The sequence below is a fragment of the Arthrobacter sp. U41 genome (genome assembly GCF_001750145.1).
Lineage (GTDB): Bacteria > Actinomycetota > Actinomycetes > Actinomycetales > Micrococcaceae > Arthrobacter.
The window spans coordinates 593805-620219 of the sequence record NZ_CP015732.1 but is presented as its reverse complement, the minus strand read 5'-3'; the positions used below and the strand labels follow the sequence as shown (position 1 = coordinate 620219).

Below are 26415 nucleotides of genomic sequence, written 5' to 3'. Positions count from 1 at the left end.
GTGAGCTAGGACTCGTAGTTTTCCACTTGCTTGACGGGGCGGGGTTGCGCCTCATCCGGGTTTTCGCCGTACTGCAGCTTGGCCCGCCGCTGCCGCAGGAGGTCCCAGCACTGGTCCAGGTCCTCTTCAATCCGCTTGAGCCGGGCGTGTTCCGGACCGTGTTCATAGTCCGGGGTGGAGGACGGGGCCTTCTCGCGGAGCGCCTGCTCTTCGTCCACCAGCGCGGAGATGCGTTCCAGGATGTGTTGTTCGTCCATCACGGCCTTCTTTCGGGTAGGAGTACTTCCGCCAGCGTAGCGAGGCCGCAACGCGCTGGCCAGAGTGCAGGTTCCACCCTCCTGCAGGCCAGGGAAACATAATCAGCTTGCTTATTAGTTTGTTGCTTCCTAGAGTGAATTCTGTAAGGCATCAACTCACCGAATGGAGGATCCCGGCCGGTCCAACGGCCGCGCGGATCTCCCCGGTACCAGAGGAGGACACATGTCAGGGCACAATCTTGCCGGTAAGAAAGTCGCCTTCCTGCTGACGGACGGCGTGGAGCAGGTGGAGCTGACCAGCCCCTGGAACTCCGTGAAGGAAGCCGGCGGCGAGCCCACGCTCGTGGCGCCCAAGAGCGGGAAGATCCAGGGCTACGACGGCACCGAGAAGGGGCAGAAGTTCGACGTCGACCTCACCGTCGCGGAGGCCAACGCCTCCGATTTCCACGCCCTGGTGATCCCCGGCGGCGTCGTCAACGCGGACCATCTCCGCGCCGATAAGAACGCCCAGGCGTTCACCCGCGCCTTCTTTGAGCAGCACAAGCCGGTGGCCTCGATATGCCACGGCCCCTGGCTGCTGATCGAGGCCGGGGTCATCAGCGGCCGGAACGTCACCTCGTACCACACGCTCCAGACCGACCTGAAGAACGCCGGCGCCAACTGGAGTGACCAGGAAGTGGTGGTGGACCAGGGCCTGGTGACCAGCCGCAGCCCGCGCGACCTTACCGCCTTCAACGACAAGCTGCTGGAGGAAATCGAAGAGGGCGAGCACGCCGGACAGACGGCCTGAGCGGCCGGAGCCGGTCCGAACGGACATAAGGACCGGGACCGACGGCGGCACATACCGCCGCCGGTCCCTTCCTGTCGCAGACACCTACCCTGGGCCGCTGATTTGGGGCAGGATATGCCCTGTAAAAGCGTGCCGGCCACGGCCGCAACGCGGCACATCCCGGCCGGCGCCCCAGCTGCAAGGAGTCACGGATATGACCACGCTGAACCCGTACCTGAGTTTCCGCGACAACGCCAAGGAAGCCATGTCCTTTTATCAGTCGGTCTTCGGCGGTCAACTGAACATGAGCACCTTTGGCGAATATCACGCCAGCGAGGATCCCGCCGAACAGGACAAGATCATGCACGGCATGCTGATCGCGGAGAAGGGCATGGTCCTGATGGGCGCCGACACGCCCAACGGGATGGAGTACACGCCCGGCAGCAGCATCTCCGTGTCCCTCAGCGGTTCCGACGAGGCCGAGCTGCGCGGCTATTTCGACAAGCTCGCCGACGGCGGAAAGGTGACCGTGCCCATGGAGAAGGCCCCCTGGGGTGACATCTTTGGCATGTGCACCGACAAATTCGGGACCGACTGGCTCGTCAACGTCGGCCCAGAGCCGGGCCAGGCTTAGCGCGCAACCCGGCCGGGTTGTGTTGATCCCGGGCAAGGTCCAGACCCACCGGGGTCCGGACCTTGCCCGAAGTCCCCGCAGCCGCTGTCGGTCACGGCTTGTTAGTCCGGACTGGAATCCGTGGTGAGGCCGCGGTCGTCACCTGACTCTTCATCCTGCTCCTCGGCCGGCCCCGTCGCCTCGTTGGCGGTTTCGGCCCCCGCAGCGGCCCGCGCCTCGGTGTCACCAGTGCCCTCAGTGGCCGCCTCGGCGCCCTCCTCGCGGGCTACCGGCGCCTTCCCCGGCTGGTCTGCGTCCTCGACGCCGTCCTTGACGATGTCCTCTGGTTCCTTGGATTCGGTGCTCATCCGTTCCTCCCTTTTCGTCGGCGGTTATCGGCGGGCCGGGCCCACCTGCGCTGCCGGGCCCGCACGGTCCTGACCTGCCCAAGATACAGCGGCGGCCGCGGCCGAGCCATGGCAGCCCCTGGCGCGTGTCCGACGCCTGTATTCCCACCCTCTCCGGCCGCGGCTATCCTAGAGACGGCCGGGTCACAGCTTTTCGAGTCCACCTCCGGCCGGAGAGGCGTGCCATGACCGAGAAGCTGCACCTCACCCCGGAGGATGAGTTCCCGGAGGATCTGAGCGAGGTGGGAAACAAAGAGTTGCAGGTTCTGGACAGCCAGGTTCAGCGGCAGCTGGATTACGAATATGTCGCGGACGGCGAGCCGAACCCGGAAACCGAGTTCAGGCACTACGACCTTGACGAGGAGTTCAGCGAGCGGGACAGGCGCGAACGCTGATCGGCCGCATTTTGTCAGTATGCTTACTGAACGCCGACCGCGGCGCAGGAAGAAAGCGCTGAACAGAAAAGAGCCCACCATGAGCAGGCCCGAACGCTTCGAGATTGAGGCCGCAGGCCAGCTCGGCCATGTGTTCGTATCCAAGGCTCCCGCCGGACCCGCTCCGGCGCGGACCGCCGTCGTCCTGATCCATGGAATCGGCGTCTCGCACCGCTACCTCAGCAGACTTCACGGGCTGCTGGCGGAATCTGTTGACACGTACTCGATCGACCTGCCGGGTTTCGGTTCCACGCCCCACCCCGAGACAACCCTCCCCGTCGCGGACCACGCCACCTACATCCTCGGTGCCCTGGAGCAGCTGGGCGTCCTTGAGTTCGTGCTCGTCGGGCACTCGATGGGGAGCCAGTTCGCGATCGAAGCCGCGCTGCAGCAGCCGGGCCGGATTTCCCGGCTTGTCCTGATGGGGCCGGTGGTCGATCCACTGCGCCGCACCGTGGTGCAGCAGGCCCTGGCCCTGGGCCGGGACAGCCTGTTCTTCGAAAGCCCCTCCTCGAATGCCATCGTCTTCACGGACTATTTCCGCTGCGGCCCGAGCTGGTACCTGAAAACCCTGCGCGTCATGATGGACTACCCGACGGAAGAGCGGATCACCGGGGTCTCCGCGCCCGTCCTCGTCGTGCGCGGCGCCGACGACCCGGTCGCCTCCGCTGACTGGTGTGGCCGATTGGCCGCACACGCGGCCCGGGGCCAACTGCTCGAAATCGAAGGCACCGGGCACGTGGTGCAGCACAACCGCTCCGTGGAAGTGGCAGGAGCCATCCTGGACTTCGCCGCGATCCACCCGGCGGCAAGGGAGACTCCCCAGGAGCGCCCGGCATGAGCAGGGTCCTGCAATCCGTCGCTTGGTGGGTCCAGGATTACCTCTATGCCGCGGGCCGGCAGCTCCTTAGCGCCGTTTCCCGGACCAGCCCGGACGATTTCCTCGGCGGCACCGGCCGGCCCGTGGTCGTGATTCCGGGAGTCTACGAGGATTGGCGCTTCATGCTGCCGCTGGTCCAGCGGCTCCATGAGGCGGGCCATCCGGTGCACGTGCTCACTCTGCTGCGCCGGAACCGGCTTGCTGTACCCAAGGCTGCGGATCTGATTGCCGGATACATCCGGGAGCAGGACCTTTCGGACACGATGATCGTCGCCCACAGCAAAGGCGGACTGATCGGCAAACTTGTGATGATGCAGCTGGACCGGGAACGCCGGATCGCGGGCATGGTGGCTGTCTGCTCGCCGTTCTCCGGCTCGCGCTATGCCTCGTTTATGCTGCTGCCGAGCCTGCGCGCGTTTTCGCCGCGGAGTTCCGTGACAAGGCAGCTCTCCCGGGAGGAACGCGTCAACGAGCGCATCACCTCGGTCTACGGGCTCTTTGATCCGCATATCCCCGAGGGCAGCGTGCTGCCGGGCGCCCGGAATGTCCAGCTGGACACCGCCGGCCATTTCCGGATCCTGGCTCACGAGGACACGATCCGCACCATCCTGGATGCCACCGCCGGGACCCCGGCGGTGCCGGCCGCCGAGCCGCCTGCCGGGTCCCCGGCCGCGCCCACAGCGTAGACCTTAAACTGCGTGACCTCGAAGCGCGTGCGGTCTGGCCCTTGGCCGGGCGACTCCACGCCCCCCGCCGGATGCATAGAGGCAGTGGGGACTCGAGTACTTTGTTGCCGGTAGCAAGTATCGGATACTCGTGAAACCCGCCCTGGCCGGTCCTACCCTAAGGCCGGATCCGCTCTGTCTTTTCCGGTTCTACCCCACCGGCATCTGGACAATCGGACCGATACCGATAGGGGAAAGACAATGCTTCGTAAACTCACGTTCCTGGCGGTCATATCAGCAGCGGCGCTGATGTTGCCATCGCTGCCGGCCTCCGCCGCACCGGCCTCCCTCTCAGGAGCCATATTCACCACCGACAGCTCAGGTGTTCCGGTGAATTTGAATATCTACCAGGCCAAGGAGGACGTCTATCTGAACGGCGGACCGGGAATTAATGCACCCGACGACGCCGCCGGGCTTCCGGAAGGCACCTACTCATTTATGGTCACGGATCCCTCCGGCAAGACCCTGCTTTCCACCGACGCAGTGACCTGCCGGCAGTTCACGGTCGACGCTTCGGGTGTCATCCAGGGCGTTGCACCCTCCGGTGCCTGCGCCCACGCAACCGGTTCCGACGGCGAGGACGGCGGCGCCACCGTCCAACTGTTCCCCTACCTCGACACCCCAAACAACGGGGGCGTCTACAAGGTCTGGGTTACTCCGACGTCACAGTTGAACTGCAATACCGCCGGCAACAAGTACTGCTTTGTGCCGCGCTACAGCAAGACCGACAACTTCAAGGTCCGTGATACCCGGATCGTGGAAATCGACACCCGGTTCTGGAAGCCAGGCGTTTCAGAGCCTGTCGATGGCATGCTGGCCATGTGGACTGATACCAACGGTGCCACCAACGCCAAATACTCCGAATACAACCCAGCCATCCTGGCGTTCCACGAGGCACACGTGGAAGCGGCAGAGCAGGGCCGTCACCTGATCCGTCTCACCGATCAGGCCAACTGCGCCATCGACCACGTCACTGGCCCCGATGGATCGTCCGTCAAAGCCACCGGCGGAAAAGTAACCGTTTCGGTCGAAGTTGCCGATCACAATCTGGGCGACCGGACGTACTTCGTTGACGTCTACTGCGCCGGCTGACGTCCGGCAGCCCGCAACGCCACGATCCAGCCCCGACCACGGTAAGGACTCAGCTTTGCGGACGTAGCCCGGGTGCAATTCCCACCGACGTTGTGAATAGCGTGCGGTGAGGTGCAGGCGAGGGCCTCCGGTATCGATTTGGGTGACCACACTCATCCCGACGCCCAAGGGGCCCTCGTTTCCTGCGTCAACCATGTGTACGCAGGCCTGGAACCCTGGGCAAGGGGAACCGCGCCCGCCTGCTCCTCGAGGAGGACCGGACCCTGCGACGCCCGGCCAGATGCTGCATCACCGGGCGCCGGACGGGGCGCCCGCCAAACCGGGCACAATGGCCCTCACCTCCGGCGCGTTCCTGACTGATAGTGGGAAGGAGCGGTCAACTGGTCAATTCCCCAGCCTGCGGAGCGCACGCCTGGATAAGACCGCGGCCGACATCTCGACTGGAAAGCCAAACCGATGAGCATTTTCGAAGACAGGGTCGACGCCGGCCGGCAACTGGGAAGGCGGCTCGCGGACCTGCGGGGCCAGGACATCGTGGTCCTGGGCCTGCCCCGCGGCGGCGTCCCGGTCGCCTTCGAAGTCGCCGCCGCCCTCAACGCCCCGCTGGACGTCATCGTGGTCCGGAAGCTGGGACTTCCCTACCAGCCGGAGCTTGCCATGGGCGCGATCGGTGAGGGCGGGGCGCGGGTTCTGGAACAACACGTGCTGGCCCACGCCCGGGTCAGCGAAGCCGAGTTGCAGGCCGTCGAGAACCATGAACGGACCGTGCTGGAGAACCGGGTAGCCCGGTTCCGGAAGGGCCGGACGCGCCAGGACCTGACCGGACGAATTGCAGTGATCGTCGACGACGGGATCGCCACCGGGTCCACCGCCCGGGTCGCCTGCCGGATCGCGCGGCAGCTCGGGGCCGCAAGGGTCATCCTGGCAGTTCCGGTCGCCCCCGCCGACACCCTCAGGAGCCTCACCGAGCCCGACGAGGTGGTCTGCCTCGCCACGCCACACCAGTTCTCCGCGGTCGGCTACCACTACCGGGATTTCTCGCCCACCGAGGACGACGAGGTGATACAACTGCTCGACGCCGCGGCCAAACGCCTGGAGAACTCGCCGCCGGAGTCCCGGAAGCCGGCCACAACCGGCATGCAGGACTCCGCGGAGGTCGATGAGGAAGTCGAGATCCCCTCGCGCGGGGTTCGTCTCCAGGGCCAGCTGCACCTGCCGGTCCCGGCCCGGGGCATGGTGCTGTTCGCGCACGGCAGCGGCAGCAGCAGGCACAGCCCGCGGAACCGGTATGTGGCCGGGGTGCTCCAGCAGGCCGGACTCGGCACCCTGCTGCTGGACCTGCTGACCCCGGCGGAGGAACGAAACCGCGCCAACGTCTTCGACATCGAACTGCTGGCCCGCCGCCTGTCCTCAGCCACGGACTGGCTCGCCAGCCGGCCGGATACGGCCTCCTGCACCATTGGCTATTTCGGGGCCAGCACCGGCGCCGGGGCCGCGCTCTGGGCCGCCTCCGAACCAACCGCCAGGGTAAACGCCGTCGTCTCCCGCGGCGGCCGACCCGACCTGGCCGGGCCAAGACTGTCCGCCGTCCGGGCGCCTACGCTCCTTATCGTGGGCAGCTACGACCACGAGGTGCTGGAGCTCAACCGCAAGGCAAAGGCGATGATGCGCTGCCCCAACCAGCTGGCCGTGGTCCAGGGCGCCACCCATCTTTTCGAAGAACCCGGTACGCTGGCGGCGGCTGCCATCCTCGCCAGGGACTGGTTCGTCGACTACCTGCTGCAGACCAAAGACCAATCACCAGGAGCAACTGCATGAGCTACACCTACACCGCCGTCGTCCCGCTGAGCTGGAAGGACGCCGTCGAAAAGACGCGGACGGCGCTCGCCGCCCAGGGCTTCGGGATACTCTCGGAAATCGATGTGCGTGCCACCTTTGCCGCCAAACTCGGCGAGGACGCCGCGGAAGCGCTGGGGGACTACGTCATCCTCGGTGCCTGCAACCCGATGCTCGCCAGCCGGGCGCTGGCCGCCGAACCGGAAATGGGGGCGCTCCTGCCCTGCAACGTCGTGGTGCGCCGCGGAACCGGGGCCGCCGAGACCACGGTCCATGCGATCGACCCGCAGACCATGGTGCAGCTCAGCGACGCCCCCGCGGTCCGCGAGGTGGCGGAGGACGCCGGCACCCGCCTGCGCGCGGCCATGGCTGAACTGGCCGGCGGCGCCTGATCCGTCAGGCGCCGTGCACCTTGTGGTGGCCGCCGGCCCGGTGGCGGTAGGCGTAGACCAGCAGCGCCAGCCCGGCAATCACCAGGAGCGCCGGGACGAAGAATTCGCTCGCGGCGAGCAGCACTGTGGCCTGCAGGGCGAAGATGAGCCCCAGCACGGCCAAAACGGCTGCCGGAATCAGCGGCCACTTCATCCGTGATGGTTCCCCGGCGCCGGGCTCACCGGGCAGGGCAGCCGGCTGGCCCGGGAGGGGGCCCGGTCCCGGCTGGACGGGAACCAGGGACAGCGCAGCGAAGGTGGCAGCCATGCCCAGGAACAGGACGGCGGCAACCGGCATTCCTTCCCAGTCCTGCGGGAGGGCCACCACGAGGGCAAGCGTCAGCATCACCCCGCAGGGGATCAGCGCCCACCAGTTGGAGCGTTCGCGCACGTACACCGCGCCGAAGCCTGCGCCCATGAACAGGAACAGGACCGCGCCGCCCCAGTCCGCAGCGGAGCTCGGCCCGAGCAGCGTGATGAGGATGACCGCCGCCAGGCCCAGGAACACCGAGCCGGGGATGGCGGCCCACCAGTTGTCCCGGCTGCGGAGGAACAGGGTCAGGAAAACCGTCCCGGCCGCAGCGAAGATCAGCGGCCACACGAGAGCCGCGCTGTCGAGGATTCCGAGCAGATCCAGCAGCAGCAGGATGCCGGCCGCCATCAGCGCGATGCCGGCGATGATGCTTGTTTTTGCCGATTTCACCGTTTACCTCCCGGAGGTCGGCGGGCGGCTGCGCACCGCCCCTGAACATTAAAGCTATGCCCGCAGGGGCCGCAGGCGTAGGGCACAAGGTCATGGTCGCCGCGGCCCGGCCGGTTATCGGCCGCGGCCCTCGGCCCGGGACTTGATGCCCAGCAGCATGCGCCGTTCCATGATGAACTGCAGGGGCTCCAGCGCGGGCCGGAGGATCAGCCCCACGGCCAGCGGGGAATAGTCGTACCGCGTGCGGGACAGCAGCCGCGTGGTCCGCTCGTCGACGGGCTGCAGCACAAATGTCCAGCCGAGCTCCAGCCGGGGGCCCGCGGGTGCCCCGCCGGAAGCGGTGATCCTCCCGGTGCGCGGATCCATGCTGCCGCCGAGAGCCAGCACCGATCCGCTCTCCAGGCGCCGGACCGGAATACCCGCGTCGGGACCCAGCGGGATGACATCGCCGACGCCGAGCTGCTGGTATTCGGGAAGGATCCGGTCCGCGCTGTGCATGCCGAGGCCCGCGGCGTTTTCCAGCAGGTCGTAGCTGTACATTCCGCCTCGTCCGGCACCCAGCTGGACGAGCCAGGGCCAGACGCCCGCGGCCGGCGCGTTGATGGTGACGGCGCGTGTGCTCTGCATCCGCGCCGTGCGGACGAGTTCGTCGCCGGGCAGCGGGCCGGCTGATTCCTGGGCGGTCGCACCCCAGGTCAGCAGCCGGGGCCGGAGGGCGAGGACGTATCCGGCGGCGGCGGCCGCCGCGGCGAGGGCAGCCAGCGGTCCGCGGAGCCGGGTGGACGCGGGGGACCGGCTCATGGGAAGCGGCCTTTCTCTTGCGGGTGCTGACGGCGCCGGTGCGCGAGTGCGGACGGGACAAGGAAAGCCAGCGCCGGAACACTCCACAGCCAGAATCCCCAGCCGAACAGCAAGAGCCCCAGATGGAACGCGATCACGCCGACCCAGCCAGCAGTGGCCCACCCGCCGCCGCGGAGCAGCAACAGGCCCAAGGCAACTTCGCCAAAGGACAGGGCCATGCCCCAGGCGGCAGGATTGGCCATGAAGACCTCGTGCCAGGCAACGGTGATGAAAGGCAGCAGGGCTTCGTCGGCGAAATGCCGGTAGAACTCGGTGCCGGCGGCGACGATTCCGAAATGGATGCCGCCGGTGAACAAGAAGAAGCAGCCCGTGATTTTTCCGGGCCGTCCGGTCTGCTCCGCCCTCCGGGTCCGCTCCGAAGCGTGCAGCTGTGCCATGGCTGCTACCGTTCCGGACCGGGAACGGCGCCGGCGTCCGCGGTGTCCGGTTGGTGCGTCCCGTGGAGCCGGGCCCCGCGGCCGGCGGGATTCAGCTCGAGTTTCCAGAGGTGCAGCCCTCCCAGCAGCAGGAAGAGTGCGGACAGCAGCACCGAGGACCACAGGGACACCACCGACACGGGGACGTTGAACAGCGGCTTGAACAGCTCGCCCAGCGCAAGGGAGAAGATCAGGGTGAACCCGAGCAGGTACAGGGCCGGCAAATATACCAGCCCCGGCCAGCGTCCGCGGAACGTCTGGACCGCCAGAATCAGGAATGCCGGCATGATGAAGCACAGGTCAAGGACGAACACCGAATAGAGCGAATCGATCTGTTCGCCGGTCCGCATCAGTGGCAGCAGCATGGCAACCCAGAGCGGATAGAAGATCAGCGGCTGCAGCAGCGCCCCCGACGCCGACAGGACGCGGATGCCCTTGGGTATCCGAGCACGCACCGGCCCATCCGCCCGCAGCTCCATCGCTGTGAAGACCATCCCCCAGAAGGACAAGGCAAAGACGGCCAGATAGACGAGGTAGAAGCCGTTGTAGGTCCGCTCGATGGAGTAGATGCCGTAGGCATAGAACAGGTAGCCCAGGACTCCCAGCGCGGCGAGCTGCACTTTGGTCCGCCCGCGCCGCGCGGCGAACGCGAGTACCGGGAGGGTGATGCCCGCGACGGCGGACATCAGGTCCTGCGATACCGCACCGGGCAGCAGCTCCGCCGGCACGACGCCCCGGTAGATCTCCGGGAACAGCAGCCCCGTCACCGCTGCAGGGAGGGTCAGTGCACCGGTGAGCAGCCAGAGTGCCCGGACCGGCCACCGGCTGCGGGTCATTCGCCCGCCTGGCGCTCTCCCGCGTCCTCGCCGACCACCAGCACCGGGCAGTGGGCGTGGGCCGCGCAGGCGCCGCTGACCGATCCCATGACCTGCGCGAGGAAGCCGCCGCGGCCGCGTCTGCCCACCACCAGGAGCTGGGCGTTTCGGCTCTCCTCCACAAGGACTTTGGCCGGGGGTCCGAACTTCACGGTCCGGGTCAGGCCCTCCGGGAGGGTCCCGCCGAAGGCGCGCTCCAGGGACTGGTCAACGAGCCGCTTGGCTGATTCTTCCAGCTGGGTCGTGGTGGGGGAGCTCTCTTCGGGCAGGTGGGAGGCGAGGAAAAGATCCGAGGTGCCCAGACAGGTGACGACCTCCAGGGGCGCCCCCAAACACGTGGCCATCCGCCCGGCGAGCCGGAGCGCCGTCGTCGAGAATTCCGATCCATCCACGCCCACGACTATCCGCTGATCAGCGTTCATGGCCCCCAGCCTGCCCGGTCCGCCCGGCAGCGCCTAGGGCCAAAAGTCACCCGGGGAACCGCGCCGGGACGGCACGGCACCCACGCCCGGCCCGGCCCGCGGAGGTCCCCAGGGCTGTGCACGGTCCCCGGCCCCCTCTAGGGTGGAACAAACCCCACGACCCGAGGAGTACCGATGAGAGTTGCTGTTACTGGTGGAAGCGGAAAGCTGGGCCGCAGTGTCGTCCGGCGGCTGGGCGAGGACGGCCACGAGGTCACCAATCTGGACCGCACCGGCGCGCGCGGACACGCGTATACCGAGGTGGACCTGCGCAACTACGGCCAGGTGGTGGACGTGTTCCTGGGCCTTGAGGACCGGCATGCAGGGTTCGACGCGGTGGTGCACCTTGCGGCCATCCCGGCTCCCGGCCACGCCCCGGACGCAGCGACCTTCGAGAACAACATGCAGGCCACCTACAACGTGTTCCAGGCTGCCCGCCGGGCCGGGATCAAGAAGATTGTCTACGCGTCCAGCGAGACGGTGCTGGGTCTGCCGTTCGACGTCGACCCTCCCTACATCCCGGTCGACGAGGAGTACCCGGCCCGGCCGGAAAGCACCTACTCGCTGGTGAAGCACCTCGAGGAGCAGATGGCGGTCCAGCTCACCCGCTGGGATCCGGAGCTGAGCATCACCGGGCTGCGCTTCTCCAACGTGATGGACCCGGAGGATTACGAGGAGTTCCCCGGCTTCGACGCCGACGCGAAGCTGCGCAAGTGGAATCTTTGGGGCTACATCGACGGCAGGGACGGGGCGCAGGCGGTGGCCCGGGCCCTCGAGCACGGCACCCCCGGGTTCGAGGCGTTCATCATCGCCAACGCCGACACCGTGATGAGCCGCTCCAGCGCCGGCCTCGCCGCGGAGGTGTTCCCGAACGTGGCCGTGGTCAAGGAACTCGGAGAGCACGAGACCCTGCTCTCGATCGACAAGGCCAAACGCCTGCTCGGCTACGCGCCGGAGCACAGCTGGCGGAACTACCACCCGCTGCGCACCACGCCCACCGAAGACTGAGCAAACCAGCGGCCACCATCCTCACAGTCACCTGGCGCCCATCCAGACGCCCCGGATGGGCGTTAGGTGACCCCGCGTTGGGTGGATCCTTGGGTGGATTAGGGGGTGGCGGCGGGCTCGGGCGCGGCGGGCCGTTGGTGCCTGGACCAGATGTCGCCCATCTCCTCGGAGGATTGCTCCACGATCCGGCTCATCGCGGCGTGCGCCGCACTCGCCTCGCCGCGCTGGATGGCGCTGGCGACGTCCACGTGCAGCTGCAGCGCCTCGTGCTGCGGCAGGTGCGGCATCAGGCCGTGCTCGGTGCGCCCGGTCAGGACCTCGGTGACGAGGTTGTGCAGCTGGGAAAACATGGGGTTGCCGGACGCTTTGAGCACTGCGGCGTGGAACTCGATGTCAAGCCGCAGGAATTCGTCGTGGTCCCCGCGCTGGCCCGCCGCCCAGAGCCGGGCTGCCTGGGAGACCAGGTCGCTGCCGGCGTCCCAGGAGGCGCGCTCGGCGGCAAGGCGGGCAGCCTGGGGTTCGATCGCGCCGCGGAGTTCGTTCAGCGCCTGCAGCTGTTCCAGCCGTCTGGAGGAGGCGAGCCGCCAGCGGATCACCTGCGGGTCGTAGGCGTTCCAGGTGTCTTCCGGCTGCACCACTGTGCCCAGCCGCCGTCGGGATTCCAGCATGCCCTTGGAAGAGAGCACCCGCGTGGCCTCCCGGACCACCGAGCGTGACACCTTGTGCTGCGCCTCCAGCTCGTCCAGGCGCAAAATCGAATGCGGCGCCAGCGTCCCCTCGGCAATAGCGAGTCCCAGCTTGTGGACCAGCACCGAATGCAGGTCAGCTGAGGACTCCGCCTTTGGGGTTTTCATAAATAAATCATACGGGTGAGGCGCAAGGGGTTGTTTAAGTCTGCTTTATTTCTCTAAGATCGCTTCCAGAGCAGATGTAAAGATGCATTTGCAGCCGGCTGGACAGTGACACCCCAGCCCTTAAAGGAATCAAGGGAGTCGTAATGAAGCGACGTTCGATCATGCAGTACGCGGCTGTCGCCGCGGCCCTGTCGCTGGGGCTCACCGCCTGCAGCGGCGGCAGCGGCAGCAGCGATGCCAAAGCCGCCGGCACCGTGCGGGTCACGCTGGCCAACCACGTCTGGACCGAAGGCATTAAGGCCGCCATTCCGGAATTCGAGAAGTCCAGCGGCCTCAAGGTGGAGCTGACCCAGCTTGGCGAAGACCAGCTCTCTGACCAGTACAACGTCAAGCTCAACGCCGGCAGCGACGAGATCGACGTCATGATGTACCGCCCGCTGCAGGAGGGCAAGGCGTTCGCGAAGAACGGCTACCTCGCCGACCTGACCTCGAACGTGTCCTCGGACGCCACCTGGGACTGGAAGGACTACCAGGAGGGCCCGGTCAAGGCCACCACCGTTGACGGCAAGGTGGTCGGCGTCCCGATCATCACCGAACGCGAAGTGCTCTACTACCGCAAGGACCTGCTGCAGGCCGCCGGCCTTGAGGTTCCCAAGACCATGGAAGAGCTCGAAGCAGCCGCCAAGGCCATCAAGGCGTCCAACCCGGACACCGCGGGCTTCGTGGCCCGCACGGGCAAGTCCGCCGCGGTCACCCAGTTCTCCAGCTTCCTGTACAGCTTCGGCGGCGACTTCACCGATGCCAGCGGCAAGTCCGCCGTCAACTCCGACGCCGCCAAGCAGGCCTACGCGTACTACGGTGGCCTGATCCGCAACTACGGCCCCGCCAATGTCAGCACCGACATGAGCTGGCCCGAGGCGATGGCCATCTTCACCCAGGGCAAGGCCGCCTTCTACACCGAGGCGGACTCGCTCTACAAGAACGCCACCGACCCGGCCAAGTCCAAGGTCGCGGACACTGTTGGCTTCGCGGCACTGCCCGCCGGCCCGGCAGGTTCCAAGCCGTATAACATCCCGTCGTGGGGCCTGGCCGTTAACCAGGCTTCGGGCAACCAGGACAACGCCTGGAAGTTCATCCAGTGGGCCACCAGCAAGGAACGCACCCTGGAAGCCCAGAAGGCCGGTGTCCCCGGACCCCGCGCCTCCGTCTGGTCCGATCCCGCAGGCACCTCCACCTACCCGAAGGATCTGGCCGAGGCCATCGCCGCCAGCGCAAAGAACGGCGTCGGCCACGACCGTCCCGAGGTTGTCACCGTCGGCAAGGCCCGAGAGATCGTGGGCGGCCCGATCGTTGCCACCATCACCGGCGCCGACGCGTCCGCCGCTGCCGACACGGCCCACGAGGACTTCCAGAAGTTCCTGGATTCCGAAAAGAAATAACGCCCCCCGCGCCACGCGCCGGAGTGCACTCCAGCCCGGCGGGACGGCAGCCCTGCTGCCGTCCCGCCGCGGCCCGCTCTTCACTTCACCCCCAACTCCTTAGGTGAACCATGTCTGTACTGAACCCTCCCCGCAGCGCGCCTGCCCGCAGCGCCGGCCGCCCTCCCGGTGCGCGTGAGAACTTCTCCGCGTGGGCCAACCGGCACCGCAAGTGGCTCTTCGCCGCCCCCGCGATGATCTTCGTCGGCGTCCTGATCGTCTTCCCGCTGGCCTGGACTCTCTTCCTGAGCCTGACCGACTCGCAGGGCTCCGTCCGCGCCGCCTCCGAGTTCATCGGCCTGGAGAACTACATCACGGTCCTGTCCGACGTGGAGCGCTTCTGGCCCGCCGTCGGCCGCACGCTGACCTTCACCGGCGTCGCGCTGGTCTGCGAGGTCGTGCTGGGCATGGGCATCGCACTGCTGCTGTGGCGCCCGTTCCGCGGCGAAAAGTGGGTCCGGGTGGCCATCCTCCTGCCGCTCGTGGCCACCCCCGTGGCCGTCGGCATGATGTGGCGGCTGATCTTCGATCCCAACATCGGCTTTGCCAACCAGCTGCTGGGCATGATCGGCATCCCGCCCCAGCCGTGGCTCTCCGGCCAGGACACGGCGCTGGGCACCACCATCTTCATGGACGTGTGGCAGTGGACCCCGATGGTGGTGCTGATCCTGCTCGCCGGCCTGACCTCCCTCTCCGAGGAACCCGATGAGGCGGCCCGCATGGATGGCGCCAACTCCCTCCAGCGCTTCTTCTACATCACCCTGCCGCTGATGATGCCGACCGTGATCGTCGCCATCCTGCTCCGGGGCATCGACGCCCTGAAGACCTTTGACATCCTCTATGCCACCAAGGGCAAGGGCGGCGGTTCCTTCCACGAGGTCGAGACCCTCAACGTCTACGCCTACGGGCTGAGCTTCGACTACAACCAGTACGGGCTGTCCTCCGCGGTGCTGATCCTGTTCTTTATGATCATCATCGGCTCCATGTGGCTGCTGACCATGCGCAAGAAAGCGGTAAGCAAATGACCGTCCAGACCACCCCCCAAACCGTCGCCGCCCGGCCCGCGCCGGCACCGCGCCGCCGGAAGCCACTGGCCACCCGCGCCTACAAGGTCTTCCGCGTCGTGGCCCTGATCGCCGTGGTGCTGTTCCTGGTCGCCCCGCTGTTCTGGATGCTGCTGGCATCCTTCAAGACGAACGTGGACATCTACGACACCGGCAAGGCGCTGCTCTTCACGCCCACCGCCGAGAACTACGCCAATGTGCTGCAGCGCAACAACTACTTCATCTTCATCTTCAACAGCTTCTGGGTGGCCTTTGTCTCCACGGTGCTGTCCCTGGTCCTGGGCGTCCCGGCGGCCTACGCGATGAGCCGGTTCACCATGCACCGCTCGGCCCTCGTGGTCCTGATGGCCCGCGTCATCCCCGGCGTCTCCCTGCTGGTGCCCTGGTACTACGTGTTCTCCAACCTGCGCATGGTCGGCGGCTTCGAGGTGCTGATCCTCAGCCACATGTTCGTTGCGCTCCCGCTGATCGTCTACATCATGATGAGCTACTTCGATTCGATGCCGCTGGAGCTTGAGGAATCCGCCCAGGTGGACGGGCTCACCCCGATCGGAGCCTTCCGCCGCATCACGCTCCCGCTCTCCGTCGGCGGCATCGCCACCGCCGCCATCCTGTCCTTCATCTTCTCGTGGAACAACTTCATGTTCGCCCTGGTGCTCTCCGGCTCGAAGACCAAGACCCTGCCGGTGGCGATCTTCGACTTCGTCTCCTACGCCAGCATCGACTGGGGCGGACTGATGGCGGCCGCCACCGTCGTCACCATCCCGATCATGATCATTGCGCTCTTCACGCAGAAGTACATCGTCTCCGGCATGACCGCCGGCGCGACCAAGGGCTAGGCCACCAATGACACTGATCAGCAGGATTGAAACCTTCCTCGTCGCCCCGCGCTGGCTCTTCGCCCGGATCGAGACCCACAGCGGGATCGTCGGCTGGGGCGAGGCCAGCTGCGAGGGCCGCAGCGAAACGGTCCGCACCGCCGTCGACCAGCTCTCCGAGCTGCTGATCGGCAAGGATGCGCTCCGGATCGAGGACCACTGGCAGGTGATGACCAAGGGCTCCTTTTACCGCGGCGGCCCCATCCTGGCCAGCGCCGTCTCGGGCCTGGACCAGGCCCTGTGGGACATCGCGGGCAAGCACTTCAACACCCCCGTGCACCAGCTGCTGGGAGGCCACGTCCGGGACCGGATCCGGATGTACGGCTGGGTGGGCGGGGACGAGCCCAACGAGGTGGCCGACCAGATCAGCGCCCAGCTGGAGGTCGGACTCACCGCCGTGAAAATGAACGCCAGCGGAAGGATGAGCCCCATCGCCTCCGTGGCGGAGCTCGACGGCGTCGTCCGCCGCGTCGCCGCCGCCCGCGAGGTCCTCGGGGACCACCGCGACGTCGCCGTCGACTTCCACGGCCGCTTCAGCCTCGCCAACGCCCGGCGGGTGGCGCCGCTGCTGGAACCCTACCGGCCATTCTTCCTTGAAGAACCCGTGGTCCCGGAAAACACCCACCTGCTGCGCGAGTTCACCTCCTCCACCACCACGCCGGTCTCCACCGGGGAACGGCTCTACAGCCGGCAGGAATTCCTGCCCGCGTTGCAGGCCGGCATCGCCGTGGCCCAGCCGGACCTCTCCCACGCCGGCGGCATCACCGAGGTCCGCAAGATCGCCTCGCTCGCCGAAATCTACGAGGTCCAGCTCGCCCCGCACTGCCCGCTGGGCCCGCTGGCCCTCGCCGCCTGCCTGCAGGTCGGCTTCGCGACGCCGAACTTCCTGATCCAGGAGCAAAGCATCGGCATCCACTACAACCAGGGCGCCGAAGTCCTGGACTACGTGGTGGACAAGTCCCCGCTGCAGTTCGTGGACGGCCACATCGAACGCCTGACCGGCCCGGGCCTGGGCATCGAAATCGACGAGGCCGTGGTCCGCGCCGCGGACAAGCGCGGCCACGCCTGGCGCGGGCCCGTCTGGCGGCACCCCGACGGATCCTTCGCAGAATGGTGAACCACATGACCGACGAGCTGAGCGAGAACCTGACCCCTGAAGCCCTGCTGGCCGGAATCCGGCAGACCCGGCTGGTCGCCATCGTGCGCGGCACGGACGGCGGCGCCGCCGCGAAGGCCGCCCTCGCGGCTATGGAGGAGGGCTTCCGTTACGTCGAAATAGCGCTGACCACCCCGGATGCCCTCGCGGCGATCCGCGAGGTCCGCGCGGCCGCGCCGGCCGGCTGCTTCGTCGGGGCCGGCACCGTGCTGACCGCGCAGGACGTCGAGCAGGTGGCCGGGGCCGGCGGCCAGTTCATCGTGACCCCGGCGCTGGCCGAGTCGATCGAGGCCTCCGCCGCCCGCGGAATCCCGGTACTGGCCGGGGCGCTGACCCCCACCGAGGCCTACGAGGCGATGACCCGCGGAGCCACCGCGGTCAAGCTCTTCCCCGCTTCCATCGGCGGACCGGGCTATCTCAAGGCGCTGCGCGACCCGTTCCCCGGGATCCCCTTCATCGCCGTCGGCGGCGTGGGGCTCAACGAGGCGACGGGCTACTGGCAGGCCGGGGCCGTCGCCGTCGGCCTCGGCGGGCCGCTCTTCGGGGACGCCGGCTCGGGCGGCGACCTGTCCCCGGTCCGTGAACGCGCCCGCGGTTTCCTGGCGCTCGCAGCCGAATTCGAGCGCCGGACCGCCGCGGCGACCCTGCCGTGATTGCCGACCACTGGACCCCGGAACTCCTGACCCTCGGCGAATCCATGGTCTCGCTGCGCTCCGCCGGGCCGCTGTCCGCCGGCGGCGCACTGGGCATGCACGTGGCCGGGGCGGAATCGAACGTGGCCGTCGGCGTCGCGCGGCTCGGCCACCGGGTGGCCTGGGCCGGCGTCGTCGGCGCGGACCCGCACGGCGAGTTCATCCTCCGGCAGCTCCGGGGCGAAGGCATCGGCGTGCAGCACCGCGAGGATGCCGGCCGCAGCACCGGAGTGATGTTCCTCGAGCAGCGCACCGCCGACATCACCCGGGCCTTCTACTACCGCGCCGGTTCCGCCGGATCCACCCTGGACCGGGACGACGTCGACCGGGTCTTCCGCAGCGGCGCCAGGGTCCTGCACCTCACCGGAATCACCGCAGCCCTTAGCCGGGAGGCGCGGCGGGCCGTGGAGTATGCGGCCGCCCGCGCCGCCGGCGAAGGCCTGGACGTTTCCCTCGACGTCAACTACCGCAGCAAGCTCTGGTCCCGGGACGAGGCGCGGGCCGTCCTCACCCCGCTGGCCCGGCACGCCAGCATCCTGATCGCCTCCGAGGACGAACTCGGGCTGGTCGCCGCGGAGCCCGGGAGCGCCGGCACGTCCGGCGACGCCGAACCGGCCATGGCCGCCGAACTGCTGCACCGCGGCGTCCGGGAAGTGGTGGTCAAGCGGGGCGCGGCCGGCGCCGGGGTCCACACCACGGCGGGGCGGTGGGAAAGGCCCGCCGTGCCGGTCACCAGCATCGACACCGTGGGCGCCGGCGATGCCTTCACCGCCGGTTACCTCTCCGCCCTGCTCGACGGCGAGGACGTGGCCGGCCGCCTGCAGCGCGGCGCCCTCGCCGGAGCCTTCGCCGTCAGTACCGCCGGCGACTGGGAAGGACTGCCCCGCCGCGGCGAGCTGGCGCTGCTGGGGGACACCCCCAGCGGGACCACCCAACGCTAGGGCCCCGCCCGGCGCCGGCAAGCACCCGCCAACCACCGAACCAAAACCACCACAGAAAGCCTGGACCAGCTGTGAAAATCATTGCCGCGGAAGTCTTCGTGACCAGTCCGTCCCGTAACTTCGTGACCCTCCGGATTACCACGGAGGACGGGGTGACCGGGATCGGGGATGCGACCCTGAACGGGCGTGAGCTCGCGGTGGCCGCGTATTTGAAGGAGCACGTGGCGCAGCTGCTGATCGGGAAGGACCCGCACCGGATCGAGGACACCTGGCAGTTCCTGTACCGGTCCTCGTACTGGCGGCGGGGTCCGGTGACGATGGCCGCGATCGCCGCGGTGGACATGGCGCTGTGGGACATCAAGGGCAAGATCGCGAACATGCCGGTGTACCAGCTGTTGGGCGGGGCGTCGCGGAACGGGCTGCGCGCGTACGGGCACGCCTCGGGCGCGGACCTGGAGTCGTTGTTTGATTCGGTCCGGGAGCACCTGGAGCTCGGCTACAAGTCGGTGCGGATCCAGACTGCGGTGCCGGGGATCAAGGCCGTGTACGGGGTCGCGGCGCAGGCGCAGGCCTCGGGGGAGCGGTATGACTATGAGCCGGCCGGGCGGGGCGCGTTCCCGGCCGAGGAGGACTGGGACACCCGGGCGTACCTGCGGCACCTGCCCTCGGTGTTCGAAGCGGTGCGGAACGAGTTCGGCCCGGAGCTGCCGCTGCTGCACGACGGGCACCACCGGATGACCCCGATCCAGGCCGCGAAGCTGGGCAAGGCGCTGGAGCCGTACGACCTGTTCTGGCTGGAGGACTGCACGCCGGCGGAGAACCAGGAGGCGCTGCGCCTGGTCCGGCAGCACACCACCACCCCGCTGGCGATCGGGGAGATCTTCAACACCGTCTACGACTACCAGACCATCATCAAGGAACAGCTGATCGACTATGTCCGGGCCGCGTCCACGCACTTCGGCGGGATCTCCCCGCTGAAGAAGGTGATGGATTTCGCCGCGCAGTACCAGATCAAGTCCGGCTTCCACGGCCCCACCGACATTTCCCCGGTCGGGTTCGCCGCGCAGCTGCACGTGGGCCTGGCGATCCACAACTACGGGATCCAGGAATACATGCAGCACTCCGACGCGACCAACACGGTCTTCGAGCAGTCGATGACGTTCGTGGACGGCTACCTGCACCCCGGCGACAAGCCCGGCATCGGCGTCGAATTCAACGAGGAAGCGGCCGCGGCCTACCCCTACCAGCAGGCCTACCTGCCCTACAACCGCCTCGTCGACGGAACGGTCCACGACTGGTGACGGGTCCCGCCTGACAGGGCCGGATCCAAAGAAGGTCCCGGGAGGGAGCCGAAGCTCCCCGCCCCAACACCAACGCGGGGTCACTTAGCGCCCATTCTGGTGCCCCGGATGGGCGCTAAGTGACCCCGCGTCGGGATTAGTTGGTGACCCCGCGTCGAGATTAGTTAATGAGTTCCCGCGTCATGCCGAAGGGGACCTGGTCGGACAGCGCCGCCGTGTAGTGGCCCGGCTTGTGCCGGGTGAGCAGGATGCCCTGCGTGCCCGTTGCCATGGCGATCTGCTGGAGTCCGCGCACGGCGTCCTCGAGCCGCTCGTCCAGGACCTCGCGGCTGTCGACCTGGATCTCGATGTGCTCGGTTGTTGTCGTCATCGCACTGTTCTTTCTTGGGTTATTCGTCGGCCCCAATGATTGAAGCGACAATAACGTCATATTTATGGGCCCGTCAAATCACCGCGCAGGGCCTAAACCGTGTCCGTCCGGACCAGGAATTCGGTCGGGACATACCGCACGCCGTTGACCTGCAGTTCCAGTACATGCGCGCCCGGATGATGGCGCCGCGTGGTCATCTGGCGGAAGGCATGGCGCTTCGAAAATGTCCTGGCCTCGCCCGGCCCAAGGACGGACGTTCCGATCTTGAAGACCTTCTCCGCAAGGGTGCCGTTGGCCTTCGCGTAGTGCACCACGTAGTCGACGGCGAGCCGCGCCTCTGCCGGCCCGATGTTGGAAACCTCGAAATCGAAGGCGAGTTCGCCGGGGAGCTCGACGACGGCGCGGTCCAGCCGGGGAGGCGTCACGGCCAGCGACGCCGGCGGGAACCCCAGCAGCTCCAAGGCGCCGGGGTGGGCCTTCTTGACCAGGGTCCGCAACCCGTGCCGGACCACCCAGGCCGTGTTCCCGTCCGGGGCGGCCATCCATCTGGCAGCCGTGGCGACGACCTCGTCGGGGGCATGGCGGGCCAGATCGTTGAGGTGATTGGCCACGGAGCGCCGGACGTCTTCCACCGGGTCCCGGTACAGGGCGTCCAGGATCGGCAGGGTGGCTGCGGGCCGGTCGGTGATCTCGGGAACGCGGATCGCCCACGGCAGGTAGGCCCGGGTGCCCTCGCTGGCGAGCCTGCGGACATGCCAGTCAGGGTCTGCGGCCCAGCCCTGGATGACGGCCAGGGCCCGGTCCAGGTCTGCGGCGAGGAGCCGCCGGATCGCGAACTCGCTGGTGAGCCGCGGCGTCAGCTCAGCGAGCAGCGTCAGGCAGTCCTCGACGTCGTAAGGCTCCGTTGAGGCGAGGGCGAGCGTGGCCGCCGTCTCGGTCACGGGCCAGATCATCCATCCGGTGAAGTCGGGATCCTCCAGCGCCCGGCGGAAGACGGCCGCGGTCCCGGCGTAGTTCCCAGGCAGATCAGCCAGCAGGGCGCGGCTCAGGAGGTCGGTCCGTTCCCGCAGGCTCAGTTCCTCGAGTTGTCCGGCCGTGGCGGCCAGGTGGGGGAAGCTGGAGCCGGGTGAGGCCGCGGCCAGGATCCGCTCCAGCGAGCGGACGACGCGCGGGTTGATCAGTTCATTCATGACACCCATTGCTTCAGGCTACCGGGGAGCGGGCCGCGGGCCCGCCGTGAAACCGCCAGCGCCTCCAGCGCCGGAAGCGGGATATTCTTCACGAAAGAAATGTCATCACACGGTGCAGAGGCGGATGCTGGAATGGCGCAGGAAAAATCAGAGAGCTCACCGGGCCGGTGGCGGGTCTTCCACGACAAGTTCGTGGTGGAGGAACGCTACATGGGCGAGCAGGACCGGACGAACCTGTACCGGATAGCGATCGGCCTCACGGTTGTTGGCGCCGTGCTGTTCTTCACGGTCCTTGCCGGAGTCCTCCAGCAGGGCGGCCTCACGGCGGGCGACGAACCCGTCCGCTCGTGGCTCCTGACCCTTCGCTCCGAACCGCTCACTGCGGTCATGATCTTCCTCGCGATCGTCTTCGGCCCCGTCGCCCTGCCGATCATCATTCTCGTGGTCACCGTGGCCTGGGGGCTGCTGGCCAAGCACGCCTGGCGGCCGATGCTCCTGGCCGGCGCCATGCTGACCGGCGTCATCCTCGCGCAGATCATCGGCCGCACCATCGGGCGCCAGCGCCCGCCGGTGGACCTAATGCTGTTCGGCGCCGACTACACTTTTTCCTTCCCGTCCGGGCACGTCCTGGGAGCCTGTGACTTCCTGCTGGTCGGCGCGTTCCTGATCTTCTCCCGCCGCGGCAACCGCACGGCCGCGGTCGCCGGCTTTCTGCTGGCCGGCGTCGGGATTTTCTTCGCCGCGGTGAGCCGGCTCTACCTGGGCTACCACTGGCTGACGGATGCCCTCGCCTCGCTGTCCATTTCGTTCATGATCCTCGGCGGGGTGATCGCCCTGGACACCTGGCGGACAGCCCGCATCCGCGGCGAGCAGATCACCGGCGAACTCTCCAAGGCCGATACCAGCCAGGACTGATTCCGAGGCGGCAGCAGCTGCCCTGCAAGCCTCAGTTCCCCCGTGCGGGGCCTTGCCCCGCCCGGGGGCCGGTGCCACAGTGGGGCAATGGCCACCGAAGAAGATGTCCGCCGTGCCGCGCTGGCCCTCCCCGGTGTGGTGGAACGGACCAGCTGGGGCCAGCCGGCCTGGTTCGCAACCACGCTGGTGGCCCGGATCTGGGAGGCGGGTGTGCTCACGGTCAAGACCGAGGAACGCGAAGCGCTCGCCGGAATGGAGCCTGACACTTATTTTTGGACCCCGCATCACGAGCGTTCACTGGTGCTGGTGCTTGTGCGGCTGGACCGGATTGATCTGCAGGAACTGGGCGAGCTCCGCACGGAATCCCACCGCATCGCGGCGGGCCGGAGGCGTTAGCCCCGGCGTGAGCGGAGGCGGTCCAGCTCGCTCTGCAGCCGGGCATTGAGCGCTTCCAACTCCAGCACCTTGGCCACACCGGCAAGGTTGAGTCCCTCCTCCAGCAGTTCGCCGATCCGCCGCAGCACCGCGAGGTCCGAGTCGCTGTACTGCCGCGTTCCCCCTGCGGTGCGGTCCGGCCTCAGCAGGCCCTTGCGTTCGTAGAGCCTGATGTTCTGCTGCCCGGTCCCGACGAGCTGGGCCACCACGGAGATCGCGTAGAGACCCAGCTCCTGACCACGTTCCGTCACGGTTCTCCTAAGTTCGATGGGCCGGCCTAACCGGCCGGCGGATTTCCTCTTGCATCAGTGTCGCACCAGTGCTGCGCACGGACCCGTTCCGCGAACTGGACCGGCTTACCCAGCAGGTCTTCGGAACGGCGGCAAGGCCCGCTGCAATGCCGATGGACGCATGGCAGGAGGACGGCGAATTCGTCGTCGCGTTCGATCTTCCCGGTGTCAACGTTGACTCGGTGGACCTCGACATCGAGCGCAACGTGCTGACGGTCAAGGCTGAACGGCGGGATCCGACGCAGCCCAACGTTGAGCTGATCGCTGCGGAACGGCCGCGCGGCGTCTTCAGCCGCCAGCTCATCCTCGGCGACACGCTGGACACCGAAAAGGTTAAGGCGCACTACTCCGACGGTGTCCTGACTCTGCGCATTCCGGTGCTGGAGAAGGCCAAACCGCGGAAGATCGAAATCAGCCACACGCAGGACCAGATGCAGGAGATTAACAAGTAGCCGGGCGGGCGGATTCCGTCCATCCCGGGGATGAATGCGGGGACCAGGCGGCACCCCTTCGCGGACGGCGCCGGCTGGTCCCCGCCTGGCCTGCCGGACGGAGGTGACAGGGATGAACCGCGACCCCCGGGGTTACTACGCGGCACTGCACGTGACCCCGGATGCGACGCCGGCTGAGATCCAGCGCGCCTTCCGGGCGCTGATGCGCCTCCGCCATCCCGACGTCGGCACCTCCGCCGGGGCTGACACCGAGCCCGGCGCTGGGGACGACGTACGTCGGATCCTGGAGTCATTCGCGGTCCTGCGGAATCCCCAAACCCGGGCGGAGTATGACCCGGGCAGGAGCGCCGCCGGCCCGGCCGGCGCAGCGACCGGAAGAGCCGGAAATGCCGGCAGCACCCGAAATATCGGAAATGCCGAAGGCCGGGAGGTCCCGGTCCGGCGCCACCGGACGGACCAGCCGGTGTTTCGGGTCACGCCGGTGCACTGGGAACGCGGGCCATGGTGATCCAGGCGCCGGCGCCCGCCACCATTCCGGCGCCAGAACGCAGCAGACAAGCACAAGACAAGGAGGGCGGCCATGAGCGCATGGCGCCGCTACGATTCACACCTCATGCCGGTCTTCCACGAGCGCTTCGAGGCCCGGTGGGGCCAGGGGACAGCCCCGTTCCTTGACCCGGAGGCCCACGAAGCGCCGCTTCCGCGGGCCCAGTGGATCAACATCGACACCGGCGCCGCGCTCGCGGTTGTTCCCATCTGGACCGCCGATGACAGCCAGCACCGCTCGTTCGGGGTCTTCTACCTGCCGCCGGCCGGTGACATCTGGGTGCTGAGGCCGGGGTACACGAGTTATCTGGAACCATCGGCGGATGAAACCGAGCAGCTCCAGGCGCTGCGCAATGACGCGTTCAAGAAGGCCGTGGCGCACGCCAAGGATTTCCTCTTCGGACCTGAGACCTCGGTGTACTGAGTCTGCGGGAGCCCTCCGGACCGGTGGCCGCCCGGCACGCGGCGGCCGGTCGTGGCGCGGGGAAGCGCTGCGGCCTAAAATCAGTCAACTGCCTGAAACTACGTAGGGGAATCCACTGATGAAAGCTTCCGCCAAGGACCTGGCCGCCCTCCTGTCACCGCGCTTCACCCTGGGCGTGGCGACGGCGGCGTTCCAGATCGAAGGCGCCCTGGATGAGGACGGCCGCGGTCCCTCGGGCTGGGACGTCTTTGCCGCCAGGCCCGGATCGATCGTGCAGGAACACAGCCCGGCGGTTGCCTGCGACCACTACCACCGGATGCCCGAAGACGTGGCCCTGATGAAGTAACTCGGGGTCGATTCGTACCGTTTTTCCCTGTCCTGGTCACGCATCCAGCCCGGCGGCAGCGGACCGGTCAATCCGGCAGGCCTGGACTTCTATGACCGGCTGATCGATCTGCTGCTGGCCAACGGGATCGCACCGATGGCCACGCTGTACCACTGGGATACACCGCTGGAGCTGGACGAGGCCGGCGGCTGGATGAACCGGGACACGGCCTACCGGCTGGGGGAGTTCGCGGCCATCGCCGCGGCCGCCTACGGGGACCGGGTGGCCCGCTGGGTTACCGTCAACGAACCCGCCACGGTCAGCACCAACGGCTACATGCTGGGGATGCACGCGCCGGGCGAAGCCCTGATGCTCAAGGCCCTGCCGAGCGTCCACCATCAGCTCCTGGGCCACGGCCTGTCGCTGCAGGCGCTGCGGGCCGCCAACGTGCCGGGCGGCATCGGGATCACGAACGTGTATTCGCCGATGGTGCCCGCCTCGATCAACCCGCTGGACAAGCTCAGCGCCGGTCTGATGGACATGGCACAGAACCGGCTCTACGCGGACCCTGTCCTGCTCGGGAAGTACCCCGACGCCATCCGGGCCGCCACGTTCTTCTCCTCGTTCAGCCCGTCCAGCGAGGACATGGAGCTGATCTCGCAGCCGCTGGACTTCTACGGGCTCAACTACTACATGCCAACGCGCGTGGCCTCCGGTCCGGGCGAGGGCGCCGTGCCCAAGGGCATGGCCGAGGCCATGGGCGATGACCTGAGCGGCACCGCTCCGGGCGCCCCGTTCCACATCGCCTCGTTCCCGGATACCGAGACCACCGCGTACGGCTGGCCGATCAAGCCGGAGTACATGGCCGTCGCGCTCGCAGAAATGGCTGAGCGCTACCCCGACCTTCCCCCGGTCTACATCACCGAGGGCGGGGCGAGCTTCGAGGACCTCGAAATCCGGGACCCGGAAGGCCGGCTCATCATCCCGGACGAACGCCGGGTGCGCTACCTGGCGGACCACATTGCCACCGCGATCGAAGCGACGGAACCGGGGGGCGCGGCGGAGTCGGTCGACCTGCGCGGTTACTACGTGTGGTCACTGATGGACAACTTCGAGTGGTCCGGCGGCTATAAGCAGCAGTTCGGGCTGCTGCACGTGGACCGCAAGAACCAGACCCGCACGAAGAAGGCCTCGTACTACTGGCTCCAGGAAGTGCTCTCCGCCCGGCACCGGGACGCCGTTGAGGATGCTCCCGCAACGCAGGTGTCCGAGGTCATGGCTGTCGGCGCCGCGGTGCAGGCGTCCGACGTCGAACGCCCCCACCCGGTCGGCTGAG

General features: G+C 67.7%; 32 protein-coding genes and 1 pseudogene. 22 read left to right on the top strand and 11 right to left on the bottom strand.

The genetic code is table 11. The annotated features are described in order from the left end of the window. Positions 1–5: 5 nt before the first annotated feature. Entirely contained in the window at positions 6–257 is a 252-nt protein-coding gene (locus ASPU41_RS02995) for a DUF2630 family protein (protein WP_069949666.1), read from the bottom strand. A 223-nt stretch (positions 258–480) separates the two neighbouring features. Between ASPU41_RS02995 and ASPU41_RS02990 the strand changes: the two genes are divergently transcribed. Then, on the top strand, positions 481–1047 hold the full coding sequence (locus tag ASPU41_RS02990) for a type 1 glutamine amidotransferase domain-containing protein (protein ID WP_069949665.1): 567 nt from the start codon (positions 481–483) through the stop codon (positions 1045–1047). 193 nt (positions 1048–1240) lie between these two features. Further along, a complete protein-coding gene (locus ASPU41_RS02985; protein WP_069949664.1) occupies positions 1241–1660 on the top strand; it encodes a VOC family protein in 420 nt (139 codons plus the stop codon). A gap of 101 nt (positions 1661–1761) precedes the next feature. On the opposite strand, the gene ASPU41_RS02980 is transcribed toward ASPU41_RS02985, so the two are convergent. Then, complete coding sequence (locus ASPU41_RS02980) at positions 1762–2007, bottom strand: hypothetical protein (protein ID WP_069949663.1); 246 nt, start codon at positions 2005–2007, stop codon at positions 1762–1764. Positions 2008–2231: 224 nt separating this feature from the next. Here ASPU41_RS02980 and ASPU41_RS02975 point away from each other — a divergent pair, with 224 nt between their 5' ends. The 6 genes from ASPU41_RS02975 to ASPU41_RS02950 all read left to right on the top strand — a co-directional run bounded on the left by ASPU41_RS02975 (position 2232) and on the right by ASPU41_RS02950 (position 7405). After that, positions 2232–2441, top strand: coding sequence for a hypothetical protein (locus tag ASPU41_RS02975; RefSeq protein WP_069949662.1), 210 nt, complete (start codon positions 2232–2234; stop codon positions 2439–2441). A 79-nt stretch (positions 2442–2520) separates the two neighbouring features. Further along, positions 2521–3321 (top strand): alpha/beta fold hydrolase, encoded by an 801-nt coding sequence (locus ASPU41_RS02970; RefSeq protein ID WP_069949661.1) that lies wholly within the window; start codon positions 2521–2523, stop codon positions 3319–3321. Beyond that, positions 3318–4046 carry an esterase/lipase family protein gene (locus tag ASPU41_RS02965; RefSeq protein WP_069949660.1) on the top strand — a complete coding sequence of 243 codons (729 nt, stop codon included), beginning with the start codon at positions 3318–3320 and terminating at the stop codon, positions 4044–4046. Before ASPU41_RS02970 ends, ASPU41_RS02965 begins: the two co-directional genes overlap by 4 nt. Positions 4047–4286: 240 nt before the next feature. Next, on the top strand, positions 4287–5177 hold the full coding sequence (locus tag ASPU41_RS02960) for a hypothetical protein (RefSeq protein ID WP_069949659.1): 891 nt from the start codon (positions 4287–4289) through the stop codon (positions 5175–5177). 456 nt (positions 5178–5633) lie between these two features. Further along, the gene (locus tag ASPU41_RS02955) at positions 5634–6995 is read left to right on the top strand and encodes a phosphoribosyltransferase (protein WP_069949658.1); all 1362 of its coding nucleotides are present in this window, start codon (positions 5634–5636) and stop codon (positions 6993–6995) included. After that, entirely contained in the window at positions 6992–7405 is a 414-nt protein-coding gene (locus ASPU41_RS02950; RefSeq protein WP_069949657.1) for a DUF302 domain-containing protein, read from the top strand. Before ASPU41_RS02955 ends, ASPU41_RS02950 begins: the two co-directional genes overlap by 4 nt. 4 nt (positions 7406–7409) lie before the next feature. On the opposite strand, the gene ASPU41_RS02945 is transcribed toward ASPU41_RS02950, so the two are convergent. The 5 genes from ASPU41_RS02945 to ASPU41_RS02925 all read right to left on the bottom strand — a co-directional run bounded on the left by ASPU41_RS02945 (position 7410) and on the right by ASPU41_RS02925 (position 10721). Then, a complete protein-coding gene (locus ASPU41_RS02945) occupies positions 7410–8147 on the bottom strand; it encodes a hypothetical protein (RefSeq protein ID WP_069949656.1) in 738 nt (245 codons plus the stop codon). A 114-nt stretch (positions 8148–8261) separates the two neighbouring features. Further along, complete coding sequence (locus ASPU41_RS02940; RefSeq protein WP_069949655.1) at positions 8262–8948, bottom strand: hypothetical protein; 687 nt, start codon at positions 8946–8948, stop codon at positions 8262–8264. Continuing rightward, positions 8945–9385, bottom strand: coding sequence for a hypothetical protein (locus ASPU41_RS02935; RefSeq protein ID WP_069949654.1), 441 nt, complete (start codon positions 9383–9385; stop codon positions 8945–8947). Before ASPU41_RS02935 ends, ASPU41_RS02940 begins: the two co-directional genes overlap by 4 nt. Positions 9386–9390: 5 nt before the next feature. Continuing rightward, a complete protein-coding gene (locus ASPU41_RS02930) occupies positions 9391–10260 on the bottom strand; it encodes a hypothetical protein (RefSeq protein WP_069949653.1) in 870 nt (289 codons plus the stop codon). Then, a complete protein-coding gene (locus ASPU41_RS02925; protein ID WP_069949652.1) occupies positions 10257–10721 on the bottom strand; it encodes a universal stress protein in 465 nt (154 codons plus the stop codon). Before ASPU41_RS02925 ends, ASPU41_RS02930 begins: the two co-directional genes overlap by 4 nt. Before the next feature lie 174 nt (positions 10722–10895). Here ASPU41_RS02925 and ASPU41_RS02920 point away from each other — a divergent pair, with 174 nt between their 5' ends. Beyond that, positions 10896–11768, top strand: coding sequence for an NAD-dependent epimerase/dehydratase family protein (locus ASPU41_RS02920; protein ID WP_069949651.1), 873 nt, complete (start codon positions 10896–10898; stop codon positions 11766–11768). A gap of 98 nt (positions 11769–11866) precedes the next feature. Here ASPU41_RS02920 and ASPU41_RS02915 read toward each other — a convergent pair whose 3' ends face one another. Continuing rightward, positions 11867–12622, bottom strand: coding sequence for a FadR/GntR family transcriptional regulator (locus ASPU41_RS02915; protein ID WP_069949650.1), 756 nt, complete (start codon positions 12620–12622; stop codon positions 11867–11869). Between the two features lie 143 nt (positions 12623–12765). Between ASPU41_RS02915 and ASPU41_RS02910 the strand changes: the two genes are divergently transcribed. The 7 genes from ASPU41_RS02910 to manD all read left to right on the top strand — a co-directional run bounded on the left by ASPU41_RS02910 (position 12766) and on the right by manD (position 20132). Next, positions 12766–14061, top strand: coding sequence for an ABC transporter substrate-binding protein (locus ASPU41_RS02910; protein ID WP_069949649.1), 1296 nt, complete (start codon positions 12766–12768; stop codon positions 14059–14061). A gap of 110 nt (positions 14062–14171) precedes the next feature. Further along, complete coding sequence (locus tag ASPU41_RS02905; protein ID WP_069949648.1) at positions 14172–15125, top strand: carbohydrate ABC transporter permease; 954 nt, start codon at positions 14172–14174, stop codon at positions 15123–15125. After that, the gene (locus ASPU41_RS02900; RefSeq protein ID WP_069949647.1) at positions 15122–16003 is read left to right on the top strand and encodes a carbohydrate ABC transporter permease; all 882 of its coding nucleotides are present in this window, start codon (positions 15122–15124) and stop codon (positions 16001–16003) included. The genes ASPU41_RS02905 and ASPU41_RS02900 overlap by 4 nt, the downstream gene beginning before the upstream one ends. Positions 16004–16010: 7 nt before the next feature. After that, a complete protein-coding gene (gene dgoD, locus ASPU41_RS02895; protein ID WP_069949646.1) occupies positions 16011–17159 on the top strand; it encodes a galactonate dehydratase in 1149 nt (382 codons plus the stop codon). Positions 17160–17164: 5 nt separating this feature from the next. Continuing rightward, positions 17165–17851: a bifunctional 4-hydroxy-2-oxoglutarate aldolase/2-dehydro-3-deoxy-phosphogluconate aldolase gene (locus ASPU41_RS02890; protein ID WP_069952432.1), complete on the top strand. Its 687-nt coding sequence runs from the start codon at positions 17165–17167 to the stop codon at positions 17849–17851. Continuing rightward, complete coding sequence (locus ASPU41_RS02885) at positions 17848–18831, top strand: sugar kinase (RefSeq protein WP_231941148.1); 984 nt, start codon at positions 17848–17850, stop codon at positions 18829–18831. Before ASPU41_RS02890 ends, ASPU41_RS02885 begins: the two co-directional genes overlap by 4 nt. Positions 18832–18902: 71 nt before the next feature. Continuing rightward, on the top strand, positions 18903–20132 hold the full coding sequence (gene manD / locus ASPU41_RS02880) for a D-mannonate dehydratase ManD (RefSeq protein ID WP_069949645.1): 1230 nt from the start codon (positions 18903–18905) through the stop codon (positions 20130–20132). A 160-nt stretch (positions 20133–20292) separates the two neighbouring features. Here the strand turns inward: manD and ASPU41_RS02875 are convergent, their stop codons facing one another. Together ASPU41_RS02875 and ASPU41_RS02870 are read right to left on the bottom strand one after the other, a co-directional pair. Next, positions 20293–20502 (bottom strand): hypothetical protein, encoded by a 210-nt coding sequence (locus tag ASPU41_RS02875; protein ID WP_069949644.1) that lies wholly within the window; start codon positions 20500–20502, stop codon positions 20293–20295. A gap of 92 nt (positions 20503–20594) precedes the next feature. After that, a complete protein-coding gene (locus ASPU41_RS02870; protein WP_231941147.1) occupies positions 20595–21692 on the bottom strand; it encodes a DNA alkylation repair protein in 1098 nt (365 codons plus the stop codon). Between the two features lie 132 nt (positions 21693–21824). Between ASPU41_RS02870 and ASPU41_RS02865 the strand changes: the two genes are divergently transcribed. Together ASPU41_RS02865 and ASPU41_RS02860 are read left to right on the top strand one after the other, a co-directional pair. Further along, complete coding sequence (locus ASPU41_RS02865) at positions 21825–22607, top strand: phosphatase PAP2 family protein (protein WP_069949642.1); 783 nt, start codon at positions 21825–21827, stop codon at positions 22605–22607. 87 nt (positions 22608–22694) lie between these two features. After that, positions 22695–23003, top strand: a complete 309-nt coding sequence (locus ASPU41_RS02860) for an MmcQ/YjbR family DNA-binding protein (protein WP_069949641.1) — start codon at positions 22695–22697, stop codon at positions 23001–23003. Here ASPU41_RS02860 and ASPU41_RS02855 read toward each other — a convergent pair. Beyond that, positions 23000–23293: a MerR family transcriptional regulator gene (locus ASPU41_RS02855; protein ID WP_069949640.1), complete on the bottom strand. Its 294-nt coding sequence runs from the start codon at positions 23291–23293 to the stop codon at positions 23000–23002. The genes ASPU41_RS02860 and ASPU41_RS02855 overlap by 4 nt on opposite strands. A 68-nt stretch (positions 23294–23361) precedes the next feature. Here ASPU41_RS02855 and ASPU41_RS02850 point away from each other — a divergent pair, with 68 nt between their 5' ends. The 4 genes and pseudogenes from ASPU41_RS02850 to ASPU41_RS02835 all read left to right on the top strand — a co-directional run bounded on the left by ASPU41_RS02850 (position 23362) and on the right by ASPU41_RS02835 (position 26414). Continuing rightward, positions 23362–23784, top strand: coding sequence for an Hsp20/alpha crystallin family protein (locus tag ASPU41_RS02850; RefSeq protein WP_069949639.1), 423 nt, complete (start codon positions 23362–23364; stop codon positions 23782–23784). Positions 23785–23896: 112 nt separating this feature from the next. Then, positions 23897–24292, top strand: coding sequence for a J domain-containing protein (locus ASPU41_RS02845; protein WP_069949638.1), 396 nt, complete (start codon positions 23897–23899; stop codon positions 24290–24292). Positions 24293–24364: 72 nt separating this feature from the next. Further along, a complete protein-coding gene (locus ASPU41_RS02840; RefSeq protein WP_069949637.1) occupies positions 24365–24754 on the top strand; it encodes a hypothetical protein in 390 nt (129 codons plus the stop codon). Between the two features lie 118 nt (positions 24755–24872). Then, positions 24873–26414, top strand: a pseudogene (locus tag ASPU41_RS02835) (glycoside hydrolase family 1 protein). Position 26415 lies beyond the last annotated feature (1 nt).